This is a genomic window from Luteolibacter flavescens (assembly GCF_025950085.1).
Classification (GTDB): Bacteria; Verrucomicrobiota; Verrucomicrobiia; order Verrucomicrobiales; family Akkermansiaceae; genus Haloferula; species Haloferula flavescens.
The window spans coordinates 12,597-26,191 of sequence record NZ_JAPDDS010000002.1 but is presented as its reverse complement, the minus strand read 5'-3'; the positions used below and the strand labels follow the sequence as shown (position 1 = coordinate 26,191).

The window sequence follows — 13,595 nt, the reverse complement described above, 5'->3', positions numbered from 1 at the left end:
TAGGAGAGGGCGGGACGCCCTCTCACCGGACTGGGCCAAGATGGCCCAGCTACAGTCTTCGTAGCGGAGGTTTGCTGGGGATGGCGGACCGCACCCTGCCGGAACGACGAAGTCGTTCCGCTACGTGAGGGGATGTATCACCGCCGTCTCCCCCGGAAACGGTTCCGCGGGTCGTCCTGGGGCGTTTCCTTGTCGCGGTAGCGGAGGATGCCTTGCTGGCGGAGGTTGCGGATGAAGACCTTCGCGTCGTCGGAGACATCGCGGTCGTAGGCCAGGGTGCCCAGCAGGCCGTCGCCTTGCTCGGCGCGGTCGATGGCTTGGCCTGCCTTGTCGGCAGCGCGGGAGAGCGAGGCCACGGCCTTCGGCACTTCTTCCAGTGCGGGCTTCAGCTCGTCGATCCGGCGGTCGGCATTGGCAAAGGTGCCCTGCGCGCTGGCGGATGCCTTTTCAAAGGCGGCGATGGCGCTGCGTGCCTCGGCCACGGTGGGTGCGAGTTCGGCGGTCGCCTTTTCGAAGTTCGCGAGCGTGCCGTCGATGCTCTTGAGATTTTGCTCGGAGAGGATCGAGTCGTTCACTTTGTCGAGCGTGGCGACGAGCCGGGAGGTCACGGCGCGGATGTCGTCCACCGCGGCGTCCACCTTCTTGAAGGTCACGCCGGCGTCCTCCATCAGGATGCGGGCGTCGCGGCTGATCGACTCGGCATTGTTCTGGATGGCGTCCAGGCCGGAGGGACCGCCGCCGCGCACCACGGAGCCGGGCTCGATGTAGCGGCCGGTGGATTCCCGCGAGGGAGGCGGGGTGATGACGATCATCTTGTCCCCGAGCAGGGTGGCGGAGGCGATCTGGATCATCGACTTCTCCGGGATGTGGATCGCCTCGTTGATGCTCATCACCACCTGCACCTTCACGTCGGAGTTCAGCTCGGGGTGCTCCTCCACCTTGCCGATGCGGGCACCGCCCATGCGGATCTCCGAGCCCTTGATGAGGCCGGAGGCATCGTCAAAGACGACCATCACCTGATACTTCCCGTGCAGCCGGTCGCCGAAGCGGCCGAACTGGACGACCAGCGCGCCGAGCAGGGTGAGGCCGATGAAGACAAACAGCCCGACCCAGAGTTCCGTCTTCCTGGACGATTCTCCCATGTGTGGAGATAGCATCCACGGACCGGGTCACGCGCGCAAGGTCGATCCGGGCCAAGGCTCCCCGGAGTTTCCATCGATGAAATTCCGCAGCAGGGGGTCCTGCGTGGCCCGCAGCTCGTCCGGCCCACCGATCCAGTGGATGCGTCCCTCCTGGAGGAAGACGACGCGGTCCGCGATGTGGAAGACGCTGCGCATCTCGTGGGTCACCACCACATTCGTCATACCATGGCCGGTCTGGAGGTTCTTGATCAGGTGGTCGATGGAGTCGGCCGTGACGGGGTCGAGCCCGGCGTGCGGCTCGTCGTAGAGCACGCAGGCGGGGCGGTCCACCACGGCGCGGGCGAGCGCCACGCGCTTCCGCATGCCGCCGGAGAGCTCGGACGGCATTTTCTTCTCCTGGCCAGGCAGGCGGACGATTTCCAGCGCCTCCGCCACCCGCTCGCGCACGCCCTTCCTTTCCCCCGCCTCCAGCAGGGGGAAGGCGACGTTTTCACCCACACTCATCGAGTCAAAGAGCGCGCCGCCCTGGAACATGATGCCCACCTTCCGCCGGTAGGGGGCGAGCTGGCGCTCATCCAGCCCGGAGATGTCGTCCCCTTCGATCTCCACGGTCCCGCGCCACGGGCGCAGCAGTCCGGGCAGGTGCTTCAGCAGCACGGACTTCCCCCCGCCGGAGCCGCCGAGGATGACGAGGGTCTCGCCGCGGATGATATCCAGGTCCACGCCGCGGAGGACGTGCTGGGTGCCGAATTTTTGTTCGAGCCCGCGGACGCGGATGAAAGGATCGGCCATCGGCGCGGAGCATCGGAAATCCCGGCGGCCGGTGGCAAGCACGGCGGCTCGAAACCCCACTCGACTCCCGCGTTCCGCCGCCTAGAGTGCGCGTCCCATGTCCGTCCGCACGCGCTTCGCCCCATCGCCCACCGGCTACCTCCACGTCGGCGGCGCCCGCACCGCTTTGTTCAACTACCTCTTTGCCCGCAAGCATGGCGGCACCTTCGTCCTGCGCGTGGAAGACACCGACGAGGCGCGGAACACCCAGCCTGCCCGCGATGCGATCTTCTCCGGCATGCAGTGGCTCGGCCTGGACTGGGACGAGGGCGAGGGGAAGGGCGGTGACTACGGCCCCTACAACCAGAGCGAGCGCACGGCGATCTACGACAAGTGGTTCGAGGTGCTGCGCGAAAAGGGCCGCGTCTACGAGGAGGAGGGCGCGTGGCGCTTCCGCTTCGAGCGCAAGCCCATCACCATGCATGACCTCGTCTGCGGCGAGGTGACCATCGACTATCGCGACGAGTCGAATACGCCGGACATGGTCGTCCGCCGCTCGGACGGCTCTTACGTCTTCCACTTCGTCAATGTGGTGGACGACCTCGAAATGAAGATCACCCACGTGATCCGCGGCGAGGACCACCTGATGAACACGCCGAAGCACCTGCAGCTCTTCGAAGCGCTCGGTGCGGAGGCCCCGCAGTACGGGCACATCCCGCTCATCCTGAATGCGGACGGGTCGAAGATGTCGAAGCGTGACGTGGGTGCCGCCGTCGGCGACTACCCGCGGCAGGGCTACATCGCTCCCGGCGTGATCAATTTCATCGCCCTGCTCGGCTGGTCGTCGAAGAGCGATGAGGAAATCTTCACGCTCGAGGAACTCGTCGCCCGCTTCTCGCTGGAAGCCGTGAACCGCGCCCCGGCACGCTTTGACGCGGAGAAGTGCACCTGGCTGAACCAGCAGCACTTGCTGAAGCTGTCGCCGGAGGCATTTGCTGAAGAAGCGAAGTCCTTCGTCGCGGACGCCGGCCTGCCGGTCGACGACCGCTACCCGGCAGTCGCCGCGGTGGTGCGGGAGAAGGTGCGCCTGCTTTCCGAAGTTCCGGCTGCCATCGGCTTCCTGCTTGCCGATGCCTTCGACCTCGACGCGGAAGCGGTGGAGAAGGTCCGTGGCAATGCCGCCGCGAAGGACCTGCTCGCCGCGCTGGCGAATGACTTCGCCGCGATCCCTGAGTGGACCATCGACGCCGCGAAGCACCAGATCGGTGAGACGGCGAAGGCCGCGGGTGCGAAGCCCGGCCAGCTCATGTTCCCCGTGCGTGTCGCCCTCAGCGGCAAGTCCGGCGGCCCGGATCTCGGCGACATCCTCGGCCTGCTGGGCCGGGAGAAGTGCGTGGAGCGCCTGAAGGCATTCTCCGCGGAGCTTTAAAGGTAGGCTAACGTTTGGCGTGAGGTGTGGGCCGCGGGTGCTTCCGCTGTGCCCACCACTTCACGACGAGCGAGGAAAGGAGCCACGCTCCCGTGCCCATGCTGGCTGCGGCGAGCAGGAGTAATATCCAGGCTCCCGGCGATCCGGGTGTGTAGGCATTGTTATGGCCTATGGCGGCCCGCACCCCGCCGGAGCGACGCAGTCGCTCCGCTACCGCCAAGAGTAGCGGAAGCGTTGGGCGCTTCCGGCTGTGCGGGGCTTTCCGCAGATCGCCGCTTTGATTTTTGTGGGCGGCCCGCACTCCGCCGGAGCGACGCAGTCGCTCCGCTCTTTGAAAACTCCGCTTCCCGAATTACCCCGGAGGCCATGGCGTCACTCAGTTGAAGTCCGCCGGTAGGCGCTCTTATCGAGAATCCCGATGAAGGCCTTCTCACGGAGGGGATTGATGTTGAGAAAGGTAACAATGCCGTCGCGGTAAATCGGCTGGGACCCAAAATAGGTGCTCACATAATCAGGGACTTCACTGAGTCCAGGGTCAGAGGCGACACAATCGCCATCGCGGAAGTTGATGAGATACTCCGCGCGCTTATTTCCGATGGTGAGAGTGATTCCATACTCCGCATCGATGCTCCAGCCCACAGGATACCTTGTCTCATCTCCCTCGCGAATGGCGCGAGCGAGTGCATCGAGCAGGTGCTGTCGATCGTTGGTATCCGTCACGACCATGCTACCGAGAATCTCGCGATGCCGGAAGATACTGAAGAGTGGCGGCTGACCGTCCGGATAAAGCTCCGTTTGTTGCAAGATCTTGCCGAGAGGACTCGGGCCACCCAAGGATAGGATCTCAAGGGAGGCCCCTTGGTCCCCCATGAATCCGATTCGCGTGGCCACGGCTGCATGGGTATAGATGCTGTCTTCATGATTCATGTGGTTCGCCGTCGCGCGCTCCATCACGGTAGAGGCATCCCAGGCTCCTGCTGTCTTTGAGAAAGTCCACCAACGCTCGCCGGATGGGGCGTGGGGAGGGCCAAGGCCAATCCACGTTGACAGGCCGAAATCCGGCTCCTCCCTTGCCTGCAAGGGCTGGCCTGTGGATGTCTTCCAAGGGTGCTGCAGGCTCCACCAAGCGCTCTCCCAGGAAAACTCGAGTTCGCGGGGGCAACTTCGGCTCCACCGCCACCTCTCTACCGCTCTCCGTGCTTCGGGTGATGGATTCCCGTTAAACTCCAGTCGTGGGGGCAGGTAGAATGCCCGGAAGCACCACGCAACATAGCTGGCGATGCCGCATAGCACTCCACCGAAGAGAAAAATGGCAGTGCGTTTCTTCATGGAAAATCGAAGGCCACGAATAGCGGCGATGGGCGGGGAGGAGGATATGAGGACGCCTCTCGATGATAGGTGTGACGGGAAGACGACAGCCAAGCGAGCCAATCATTCACGACGGAGAGCGTCGAATGGTTTCCCTGGCACGTAGCGGAAGCGCTGCGCGCTTCCTGCTGGGCGGAGTCTCCCCGGAGATCGCCGCTTAGATTTCGTAGGCGGACCGTACCCCGCCGGAACGACGCAGTCGCCCCGCTACCGCCAGAGTAGCGGAAGCGTTGCGCGCTTCCGGCTGTGCGGGGTCTCTCCGGAGATCGCCGCTTTGATTTCGTAGGCGGGCCGCACCCCGCCGGAGCGACGCAGTCGCCCCGCTACTTTGCGTGGTCGCTTCGTTGCTTTGAGATGCTGCTTCGGGCAGCTACTTTGCGAAGATGGCCAGCCGGCGGTCCACGGATTTCCCCGGTGCGTCCTCAAGCAGGCGGGTGTCGGGATTCCGCAGGTCGAGGATCTTCCGCCCGCCACATTGGGCCAGGCAGGCCATCGCCAGTTCGTGTTCACGGTCGAAGTAGGAGGTGATTGCCAACAGGCCACCCGGCTTCAGGCCGTCGAGCGCGTTGCGGAAAAGCACCTCCCACACCGCGGCGTCGTGCCAGTAGTTCTGGTGGCGGATGAAGATGAAATCGAAGGGTGGCAATTGCTTCATCCGGTCCGTCCGCGACGCGTCGCCCGGGCGGAAATCGAGCTGCCAGCCCGGCGGAGCATTCGGAATCCAGCGCGCCTTCGCCTCGGCGATCTCGGGTGGCCGCAGGTCGATGCCGAGGTAAAAGAGGTCGGTGGCGCGGGGAGCGACGGCATCCAGCAGTACGCCCGTTTCGTCCGCCCGCCCGCAGGCCAGGTTCAGCACCGCCGCCTTGTCGGGTGGTTGCCACTCGGCCGCGCGCAGGCCCAGCGCCAGCAGATCGCCGAGGCGGCGGACATCCGCGGCGATCCCCGGGTAGCTGAATGGCACGGCAGGACTCACGCGCGCGCAGCAATGCGCCGACCCATCCATCGCTGCAAGGCTTTCCCTTCCGCAGCTTGAAGAGCACTCCGGTCTCATCCGCGGGACGAGCGATTTTGTTATCTCATTTATTTCTCATTTGCTGGCTGGGAAATGTATCGCGCGGATCATCGGTGGCCGGGAGGATCGCGCGAGGCCTCCAAACCTCGGCGAGAATTCCAGTTTGAATCCGGGCCGATCCGGCGTTACAACCCTCCCTTTCCTCCCTGAATCCTGCGCCTCATGGTCCCAAGCACATCGCCCGTCCACCCTGTCGATCCCGCCCTGCAAGAATCGATCGCCCGCATTTCCAATCAATTTGCCATCGAAGGAGAGTTCATCGTCGGCGAGGAGATCGAGAGCGGTCATATCAACTCGACCTATCGGGCGACCTTCGAGACCGCATCCGGCGCGCGGCATCGCTACATCCTGCAGCGCATCAATGAGAAGGTCTTCAAGGAGCCGCTGGCGGTGATGCGGAACGTGGAGTGCGTGACCCGCCACATCAACTGGAAGGTGCTGCGCGTGAAGAAGGACCTCGGCGGCCAGACGCTCAGCCTCTACCCCGGCCGCGGCGGGCGCTCGTGGGTCGTGGGTCCGAATGGCGGCATCTGGCGCTGTTACAATTCCATCGAGGGCTGCGTCACCTACGACATCATCGAGAATACGCGCCAGGCCTACCAAGCGGCGCGTGCCTTCGGCTCGTTCCAGGACCTGGTGAGCGACCTGCCGGCGAGCGAGATCGAGGAGACGATCCCGGACTTCCACCACACACGGAAGCGCTTCGAGCGGCTGATGCGCGTGGCCGATGCCGATCCGCACGGTCGTGCCGGCTCCGTGGGTGCGGAGCTGGACTTCGTGATGCAGCGGGAGAAGGACGTGAGCGTCATCATCGACCTGCTCGCCACGCACGCGATCCCCACGCGCATCACCCACAACGACACGAAGATCAACAACGTGATGATCGATGCCGACACGGACGAGGCGGTGTGCGTCATCGACCTCGACACCGTGATGCCCGGCGCCTCGCTCTACGACTTCGGGGATCTGGTCCGCACCGCCACCAGTCCGGCGGCGGAGGATGAGCAGGATCTTTCCAAGGTGGTGATGCAGATGCCGATGTTCGAGGCGCTGGTGGATGGCTATCTCGACGCGGCGGATGATTTCCTGAATGACGCCGAGGTCGAGCACCTCGCCTTCAGCGGCAAGCTCATCACCTTCGAGACCGGGATGCGTTTCCTCACCGATTTCCTTGAGGGCGACGGCTACTTCAAGATCCACCGCGAGGGTCACAACCTCGACCGTTGCCGCACGCAATTCAAACTCGTGGCCGAAATCGAGCGCCAGCAGGACGCGATGGAGAAATTCGTGCGGAAGGTGCGGCGCGGGAAGCGGTAAACATTTGATGTTTCACATTTTGAAATCCACAAGTTTGACGAAGCGTGTCCCAAATGGTTTGATGAAGGGGTGAAAACGATCACAGTTCGCGAAATGAAAGCTCACTGGGCCGAGGTGGAGGCGCAGGTGCGGGATGGCGAAACTTTTGAGGTTATCAATCGTGGTCGCCCGACCGTCAGAATTGTTCCTGCTGCGCCTCGTCAGATTCTGGCGTGGGAAAATCACCTAGCGACTGCCGTTCCGTCAGCGGGGCGTTCCGCAGAAGAAACCATCGAAGCAGATCGAGAAGGCCGTTGGTAATCATGCTCTATTTGGACACGAGCGCCCTGCTGAAGCTCTACATCCTTGAGAAGGGTTCAGAGGCGGTTCAGCGACAGGTGGCTAGCCAAGACCTGCCGCTTCCCATCTGGGAAATCCAAGAGGCGGAGTTGATCAACGCCCTCCGTCTGAAAGCTTTCTGGAAAGAAATTACCTGCGAGCAAGCGGAGGTCCAGATCGGCCTGTTCCAAGATCGCCAGAGGCGGGGCCTTTACCTGTTTCCGGAAATACACAGGAGCGACCTAATGAAGACTTTCCGTTTTCTGAGCGCAGAGACGCCAAGACTCGGTTGCCGTACGATGGATATCTTCCACGTGGCCTGCGCCGTTCAGGTCGCGGCAACCGGTTTCATGACCTTTGATACCCGACAGCGAGAACTAGCCTTGCACGCCGGATTGAATGTCATAACGCCAACCATCTAATCGACGAGGGTGAGTCCTCAATGCGCCGTCGAAGTCATCTTCAGGCCGATGATGGCGACGACGAGCAGGCCGAGGAAGAGGGCCCGGGCCGGGGTCATCGCTTCGCCGTGGATGAAGACCGCGACGATGGCGGCTCCGGCGGCACCGATGCCGACCCACACCGCGTAGGCGGTGCCGACGGGCAATTGCTTCATAGCGAGCGAGAGCAGCACGAAGCTGGCGATGACGGCGCTGCCGACGAAGACGGAGGGCCAGAGCTTGGTGAAGCCGTGCGTCGATTTCAGGCCGACGGCCCAGCAGATTTCCAAAAGTCCGGCAAGGATGAGTAGGGTCCAGGAGTTCATAGAAGCACCGTGAATGGGGTTCAGGTGCGTCGTCTTTTCCTTAACCGGGTACGGCGCGTCTCGTCCGGGCGGCCGAACCAAAGCCCCGTGGCAAACTTTGGTCAAGGGGAGAAATGCCTGCGCAGATGCGGCGTACTACGAGCCACTGCCGCGCAAGATGCATCTGGACCACGCACGCTGCATGGATGCGCTGCTCCACTCATGTGAAAGAACGTTGGAAGAGCGGGCATTCCGGTGGTGGCACGAGGCGAGCAAGGACGCGCGGCAACCATCATGATGATCCCACGCTTCTCCGCACTGCTCTCGCTGCTCAGACGCCGCCAGCGTCCCGCCCCGCCCCGTCGCTTCCAGCGGGTCCGGATGTTCAATTTCGTCTTCGTCGGCGCGGCGATGCTAGCGATCGGGATCTCGGGAGACCTGAAGGCGGAGGAATTGAGGGCCGTCCCTTTCACCCCGGAGCAGATCAAGATCGACCTGGACGCGCTGCCGCAGCCGACCCCGGACGACAGCCCGAGCAAGCGGCCGAAGATCGATCCCGTCCCGGCGGAGGCCACTCTGATGGCTCCGGAGGGATTCAAGGTGACGCTCTATGCCTCGGACATGAAGCAGGCCCGCTGGCTCGCGCTCACGCCGGATGGCGATGTGCTGCTGGCTCAGAGCCGCGAGGAAAAGATCTCCATCCTCCGCGACACCGATGGTGATGGCAGCATCGACTCCACCACCACCTTCGCCGACAAGTCGAACGGCACGAATGTCCCCTTTGGCATGGCATTCGTGGATGGCTACTTCCTGCTGGGGAATACCGATGCGGTGCGTCGCTATCCGTGGAAGAAAGGCCAGATCAGGCTGGAAGGCGAGGGCGAGCAGATCACCGAGCTGCCCGGCGGTGGCTACAACCAGCACTGGACCCGCAACGTGATCGCCGATGAGAAGGGCGAGTGGATCTACGTGTCCGTCGGCTCGGAGTCGAATGTGGACGTGGAGAAGGAACCGCGCGCCACCGTGCTGCGGATGAAGCCCGATGGCTCCGCGCGCACGGTCTATGGCAGCGGCCTGCGCAATCCCGTGGGCCTCGCGCTGCACCCAAAGACCGGCGTGCTTTTCACCACGGTGAACGAGCGCGACCGCCTGGGCGATGACCTCGTGCCGGACTACCTGACGCACGTGCAGGAGGGCGGCTTCTACGGCTGGCCGTACACCTATCTCAAGCCGGAGAACCTCGACCCGCGCCGCGTGAAGGACGGCAAGAGCGAGAACCCGGAACTGGCCGCGAAGACGATCTCACCGGACCTGCTTTTCCAGGCACACTCCGCCGCGCTCGGCATCTGCTTCTCCACCGGCGACAAGTTCCCCGCGAAGTATCGCAACGGTGCCTTCGTCGCCTTCCGCGGAAGCTGGAACCGCAATGCAGGCACCGGCTACAAGATCGTCTTCGTGCCCTTCGGCGCGGATGGCAAGCCGACCGGGCACTACGAGGACTTCGTGAAAGGCTTCCTCACCGATGAGTCGACGCCGCGCACCTGGGGCCGCCCGGTGGACGTGATGATGCATCCGGACGGCAGCCTGCTCTTCACCGAGGAAGAGAATGGCCGGGTGTATCGCGTGAGCTACGAGGGGGGCTGAGTGGCGCGCGTGAGCGTCATCACGCACTCGAGGTGACGCGTGTGCGGGAAGAGGTCGAAAGGCTGCACCTTCTGCAGCTCGAAGCCGCCTTGCTTCAGAATGGCGAGATCCCGCACCTGCGTCGCCGGATCGCAGGAGACGTAAACGACCCGCGACGGGGCGAAGGCGATGAGCTGGTCGAGGAATTCCTGCGAGCAGCCCTTCCGCGGCGGGTCGATGAGCACCGCGGTCTGGTCCGGCGGGAAATCGATGTCCGCGAAGATCGTCTCGGCTGATGCGCCGAGGAAGGTGGCATTCGTGATGCCATTCGACTCGGCATTCCGCTTCGCCCAATCGGCAGCGGCCTCGCTGACCTCCACGCCGGCGACTTTCTCGAAATGCTTCGCCAGCGTCAGTGCGAAGAGCCCCGAGCCGCAGTAGGCATCCACGAGGAAGCGCTCGCCGCCGGCCTTTGCTTCCTCCGCTGCATGACCGGTGAAGGCGGGCAGGATGAAGGGGTTGTTCTGGAAGAATTCACCGGCGAGGAAGTCGAAGGAAAGCTCGCCGACGTGCTCGGTCACCACCGCATTCGGATTTGTCTCCACGCGGCCCTCGGTGGCGCGCAGCAGCAGGGTGGCGCCCTTCTTGAATTGCTTCGCACGCTGGCGGGAGGACTCGCGCTCGCGCGGGAGTGCCACATTGATCTCCTCCATCGCGATCGGGCACTTCGGCACGTCGATGATGCCGCGGCGGCCATTTGGCATGAAGCCGATGGGGCCGATCACGCCGTCCTTCGGGCGGTCGAAGTGGGGCGTGATCTTCGAGCGGTAGTTCCAGACCTGCGGCGAGGGAATGCACGGCAGCACCGGGAACTCGATGCCCGCCATGTGCTGGAGCAGCTCGCTCACCTGGCGCGTCTTCCACGCGAGCTGCGCCTCGTAGGAGAGGTGCTGGTACTGGCAGCCGCCGCAGGTGCCAAAGAGCGAGCACTTCGGATCGCCCCGATCGGGCGAGGGCTCCAGCACCTCGACAAGGTCCGCGTTCGAGCAGTTCTTGTCGTTGCGGAAGACCCGCGCCTTCACCAGCTCGCCCGGCAGGCAAAAGGGGACGAAGACCACCCAGCCATCGATCCGGCCGATGCCCACTCCCAGGTTGCTGAGCGCGTCGATGCGCAGCTCGACCTCCTGATGGTAGGCGAAGGGGTGGGGGTGGAATTTTTTCGGAGGACGCTGCACGACCCGGGGTTACGGGTCGGCAGCGTGTTTGCCAAGCGCGGGGTGAGACTCACTCCAGCTCGGTATTTCCCTCGACCTTGTTGCCCTTCACCTTCGGGGCGGGCGAGTTCTCCTTGCTCTGGAGGTTTCCGCCGACTCGGTTGCCATTGATGGTGCCCGCGCCGTTGTTCTTGAAGAACTGCAGGTCGCCGCCGATTCGGTTGCCATTCACCGTGTAGGGACCGGCGGCGTTTTCGGTGAACTGGAGGTTCCCGCCTACGGTGGTGCCATTGACCTTCAGGATGCCGCGGCCCTTCTCGGCCTGCACGTCACCGCCCACGGTGGAGCCTTGGATGGAGAGGGCGGGCTGGCGGCCGCTCGCGCTGGCTTCCTGGACCTGCACGTTGCCATTCACGCGGACATTCCCCGCGATGAGGATGGCGCTGGTGCCGATGCCCTGCACGCTGCCATTGACCTGGGTCTTGCCGCGCAGGTCGATGACGGCCCCGCCGGAGGCCTGGACATTGCCGTCGATCTTCGCGCCGATGGCGATGACCGTGGCTCCGGATTGAACGATCACGTTCCCCTTCACCGTGGTGCCCTTCAGCGTGCGCGTGGTGCCGGAGGCGACGGTGAAGTCGTCATCGATGGTGATGGCTCCCACCTTGCCCTTGGCATCCTCGGCAGGTGGTGGCGTGCCGGGGTTTCCGGGATTCCCCGGCGTGCCCGGATTTGAAGAGCCGAGCGGCACGCTCTGGATCTCGGTTTCGCCTTCCACGACGTTGTTGCCCACCTGTGGCAGAGGCTGGTTCTCCTTGCCCTGGAGATTGCCTTTCACTCGGTTGTTGCTGATCACGCCCTGGCCGCGGTTCTTGAAGAACTGCAGGTCGCCGTCGATGGTGTTGTTGTCGATGGCGTAGTCCCCCGTGCGATTTTCGGTGAACTGGAGATTGCCGCCGATGGTATTGCCCAGCGCCCTGAGCTGGCCGCTGCTTTTCTCGGCCTGCACGTCGCCGCCGACGGTGGCGCCCTGCACGAGCAGCGCGTGGACGTTCTTCGGGGTGTTCGCCTCCTGGAGCTGCACGTTGCCGGAGACGGTGGTGCCGCTGCGGACGATGATCGAGCGGGTTGCCTTGCCCTGCACATCGCCTTCCACGCGGGTGTTGTCATTCAGCTCGATGAGGTTGCCTCCCTCGGACTGGACGTTGCCGTCGATGCTAGCGCCATTGCTCACCAGCTTCGCGCCCTTCCGCACCAGCAGGTTGCCCTTGATGATGGTGCCGTTGAGGATGCACGAGGTGTTCGGCGCGATCACCACGGTGTCGTCGATCGTGTTGTTCCCGATCGTGCCCTTCAGCGTGACGTCGGCTGCTGCGGTGGCCATGAAGGCCAGCGAGGCGAGTCCGGCGAATATGAGGTTTTTGTGATAGGTGGTTTTCATGGGGCCTTTGCGACCCCGACCTTCGATCATTTATTCATCCCTTCATGTGACGATTTGGTGTCGGGCCGTTTTGTTAGCGTGACTGTCACTGGCGGCTTGCGAATCCGGTGCAAACTGCCATGTGAAATCATGGCCGATACCTTTCATGCGTGGGCTTCCGCGGATCGCGGGGCGAGACTCCAGCCTTTCGAATACTCTCCCGGCCCGCTGGGTCCGGAGCAGGTCCAGATCCGCGTCGAGAGCTGCGGGCTCTGTCACTCGGATATCTCGATGATCGATAATGAATGGGGGAACTCCGTCTATCCGCTCGTCGCCGGTCACGAGGCGATCGGCATCGTGGAAGCCGCCGGTGACCATGCGAAGGGCGTGAAGGTGGGCGACCGCGTCGGCCTCGGCTGGTTTGCGGGCTCGTGCATGCATTGCCGCCCCTGCCTCTCGGGACGGCACAACCTGTGCGCCACCTCCGAGCAAACGATCGTCGGACGCCACGGCGGCTTCGCGGATCGCGTGCGCTGCCACTGGAGCTGGGCGCTGAAGCTGCCGGACGGTATCGACCCGAAGAAGGCGGGTCCGCTTTTCTGCGGGGGCATCACAGTCTTTGGTCCCATCGCGGATTTCGGCGTGAAGCCGACCCACCGCGTGGGCGTCATCGGCATCGGCGGGCTTGGCCACCTCGCGCTGCAATTCCTCTCGAAGTGGGGCTGCCACGTGACCGCCTTCACCTCCAGCGACTCCAAGTCGGAGGAGGCAAAGGCCCTCGGCGCGAATGCGGTGCTGAATTCACGCGACAGCGCTGCGATGGCCTCCGCCGCGGGCAGCTTCGACTTCATCCTCTCCACCGTGAATGTCCCGCTCGACTGGAGCGCGTATATCAACCTGCTCGCTCCCGATGGCCGCCTGCACTTCGTCGGTGCCGTGCTGGAGCCCATCGAGGTGCAGGCCTTCTCGCTGATCGGCGGGCGGAAACGCATCTCCGGCTCGCCGCTCGGTTCGCCCGCCACCGTGCTGGACATGCTCGACTTCTGCGCCCGCCACGGCATCGCGCCCCAGACCGAGAGCTTCGCGATGGCCGATGTGAATGACGCGCTGGAACACCTCAAGGCAGGCAAGGCACGCTACCGCATCGTGCTGGAAAATTGAGCCGGTCAAAAACCG

13 protein-coding genes and 1 riboswitch are annotated in these 13,595 nt (G+C 63.9%); of the genes, 6 read left to right on the top strand and 7 right to left on the bottom strand.

Annotated features, from left to right (window positions below; all coding sequences use genetic code 11):
* Window positions 1-137 precede the first annotated feature (137 nt).
* Together OKA04_RS03660 and OKA04_RS03655 are read right to left on the bottom strand one after the other, a co-directional pair.
* Entirely contained in the window at window positions 138-1,142 is a 1,005-nt protein-coding gene (locus OKA04_RS03660; protein WP_264499772.1) for an MlaD family protein, read from the bottom strand.
* A 27-nt stretch (window positions 1,143-1,169) separates the two neighbouring features.
* Complete coding sequence (locus OKA04_RS03655) at window positions 1,170-1,934, bottom strand: ABC transporter ATP-binding protein (protein ID WP_264499771.1); 765 nt, start codon at window positions 1,932-1,934, stop codon at window positions 1,170-1,172.
* 97 nt (window positions 1,935-2,031) lie between these two features.
* On the opposite strand from OKA04_RS03655, the gene OKA04_RS03650 reads away from it, so the two are divergent.
* Window positions 2,032-3,342 (top strand): glutamate--tRNA ligase, encoded by a 1,311-nt coding sequence (locus OKA04_RS03650; RefSeq protein WP_264499770.1) that lies wholly within the window; start codon window positions 2,032-2,034, stop codon window positions 3,340-3,342.
* 372 nt (window positions 3,343-3,714) lie between these two features.
* Here the strand turns inward: OKA04_RS03650 and OKA04_RS03645 are convergent, their stop codons facing one another.
* Together OKA04_RS03645 and OKA04_RS03640 are read right to left on the bottom strand one after the other, a co-directional pair.
* Complete coding sequence (locus tag OKA04_RS03645; RefSeq protein ID WP_264499769.1) at window positions 3,715-4,269, bottom strand: hypothetical protein; 555 nt, start codon at window positions 4,267-4,269, stop codon at window positions 3,715-3,717.
* An 811-nt stretch (window positions 4,270-5,080) separates the two neighbouring features.
* The gene (locus tag OKA04_RS03640; RefSeq protein ID WP_264499768.1) at window positions 5,081-5,671 is read right to left on the bottom strand and encodes a methyltransferase domain-containing protein; all 591 of its coding nucleotides are present in this window, start codon (window positions 5,669-5,671) and stop codon (window positions 5,081-5,083) included.
* A 273-nt stretch (window positions 5,672-5,944) separates the two neighbouring features.
* Between OKA04_RS03640 and OKA04_RS03635 the strand changes: the two genes are divergently transcribed.
* From OKA04_RS03635 to OKA04_RS03625, 3 genes are all read left to right on the top strand, one after another.
* The gene (locus tag OKA04_RS03635) at window positions 5,945-7,099 is read left to right on the top strand and encodes a phosphotransferase enzyme family protein (protein ID WP_264499767.1); all 1,155 of its coding nucleotides are present in this window, start codon (window positions 5,945-5,947) and stop codon (window positions 7,097-7,099) included.
* A 69-nt stretch (window positions 7,100-7,168) separates the two neighbouring features.
* Window positions 7,169-7,399, top strand: a complete 231-nt coding sequence (locus OKA04_RS03630; protein WP_264499766.1) for a type II toxin-antitoxin system Phd/YefM family antitoxin — start codon at window positions 7,169-7,171, stop codon at window positions 7,397-7,399.
* A 2-nt stretch (window positions 7,400-7,401) separates the two neighbouring features.
* Complete coding sequence (locus tag OKA04_RS03625; RefSeq protein WP_264499765.1) at window positions 7,402-7,839, top strand: type II toxin-antitoxin system VapC family toxin; 438 nt, start codon at window positions 7,402-7,404, stop codon at window positions 7,837-7,839.
* A 17-nt stretch (window positions 7,840-7,856) separates the two neighbouring features.
* On the opposite strand, the gene OKA04_RS03620 is transcribed toward OKA04_RS03625, so the two are convergent.
* Window positions 7,857-8,183 carry a DMT family transporter gene (locus OKA04_RS03620; protein ID WP_264499764.1) on the bottom strand — a complete coding sequence of 109 codons (327 nt, stop codon included), beginning with the start codon at window positions 8,181-8,183 and terminating at the stop codon, window positions 7,857-7,859.
* Window positions 8,184-8,206: 23 nt separating this feature from the next.
* Window positions 8,207-8,273, bottom strand: a riboswitch (guanidine-III (ykkC-III) riboswitch).
* Between the two features lie 183 nt (window positions 8,274-8,456).
* On the opposite strand from OKA04_RS03620, the gene OKA04_RS03615 reads away from it, so the two are divergent.
* Complete coding sequence (locus OKA04_RS03615; RefSeq protein WP_264499763.1) at window positions 8,457-9,806, top strand: PQQ-dependent sugar dehydrogenase; 1,350 nt, start codon at window positions 8,457-8,459, stop codon at window positions 9,804-9,806.
* Here the strand turns inward: OKA04_RS03615 and OKA04_RS03610 are convergent.
* Both OKA04_RS03610 and OKA04_RS03605 read right to left on the bottom strand, forming a co-directional pair.
* A complete protein-coding gene (locus tag OKA04_RS03610) occupies window positions 9,791-11,020 on the bottom strand; it encodes a class I SAM-dependent RNA methyltransferase (protein ID WP_264499762.1) in 1,230 nt (409 codons plus the stop codon). The two genes, OKA04_RS03615 and OKA04_RS03610, sit on opposite strands and share 16 nt — an antisense overlap.
* Before the next feature lie 49 nt (window positions 11,021-11,069).
* On the bottom strand, window positions 11,070-12,440 hold the full coding sequence (locus OKA04_RS03605) for an autotransporter outer membrane beta-barrel domain-containing protein (RefSeq protein WP_264499761.1): 1,371 nt from the start codon (window positions 12,438-12,440) through the stop codon (window positions 11,070-11,072).
* Window positions 12,441-12,569: 129 nt separating this feature from the next.
* Between OKA04_RS03605 and ahr the strand changes: the two genes are divergently transcribed.
* Complete coding sequence (gene ahr, locus OKA04_RS03600) at window positions 12,570-13,580, top strand: NADPH-dependent aldehyde reductase Ahr (RefSeq protein WP_264499760.1); 1,011 nt, start codon at window positions 12,570-12,572, stop codon at window positions 13,578-13,580.
* Window positions 13,581-13,595: the final 15 nt, after the last annotated feature.

Coding starts and splice junctions, on each gene's coding strand:
- OKA04_RS03615 (WP_264499763.1), top strand. CDS start 8,457: ATGATGATCCCACGCTTCTCCGCACTGCTCTCGCTGCTCAGACGCCGC.
- OKA04_RS03660 (WP_264499772.1), bottom strand. CDS start 1,142: ATGGGAGAATCGTCCAGGAAGACGGAACTCTGGGTCGGGCTGTTTGTC.
- OKA04_RS03605 (WP_264499761.1), bottom strand. CDS start 12,440: ATGAAAACCACCTATCACAAAAACCTCATATTCGCCGGACTCGCCTCG.
- OKA04_RS03620 (WP_264499764.1), bottom strand. CDS start 8,183: ATGAACTCCTGGACCCTACTCATCCTTGCCGGACTTTTGGAAATCTGC.
- OKA04_RS03655 (WP_264499771.1), bottom strand. CDS start 1,934: ATGGCCGATCCTTTCATCCGCGTCCGCGGGCTCGAACAAAAATTCGGC.
- ahr (WP_264499760.1), top strand. CDS start 12,570: ATGGCCGATACCTTTCATGCGTGGGCTTCCGCGGATCGCGGGGCGAGA.
- OKA04_RS03650 (WP_264499770.1), top strand. CDS start 2,032: ATGTCCGTCCGCACGCGCTTCGCCCCATCGCCCACCGGCTACCTCCAC.
- OKA04_RS03625 (WP_264499765.1), top strand. CDS start 7,402: ATGCTCTATTTGGACACGAGCGCCCTGCTGAAGCTCTACATCCTTGAG.
- OKA04_RS03645 (WP_264499769.1), bottom strand. CDS start 4,269: ATGAATCATGAAGACAGCATCTATACCCATGCAGCCGTGGCCACGCGA.
- OKA04_RS03635 (WP_264499767.1), top strand. CDS start 5,945: ATGGTCCCAAGCACATCGCCCGTCCACCCTGTCGATCCCGCCCTGCAA.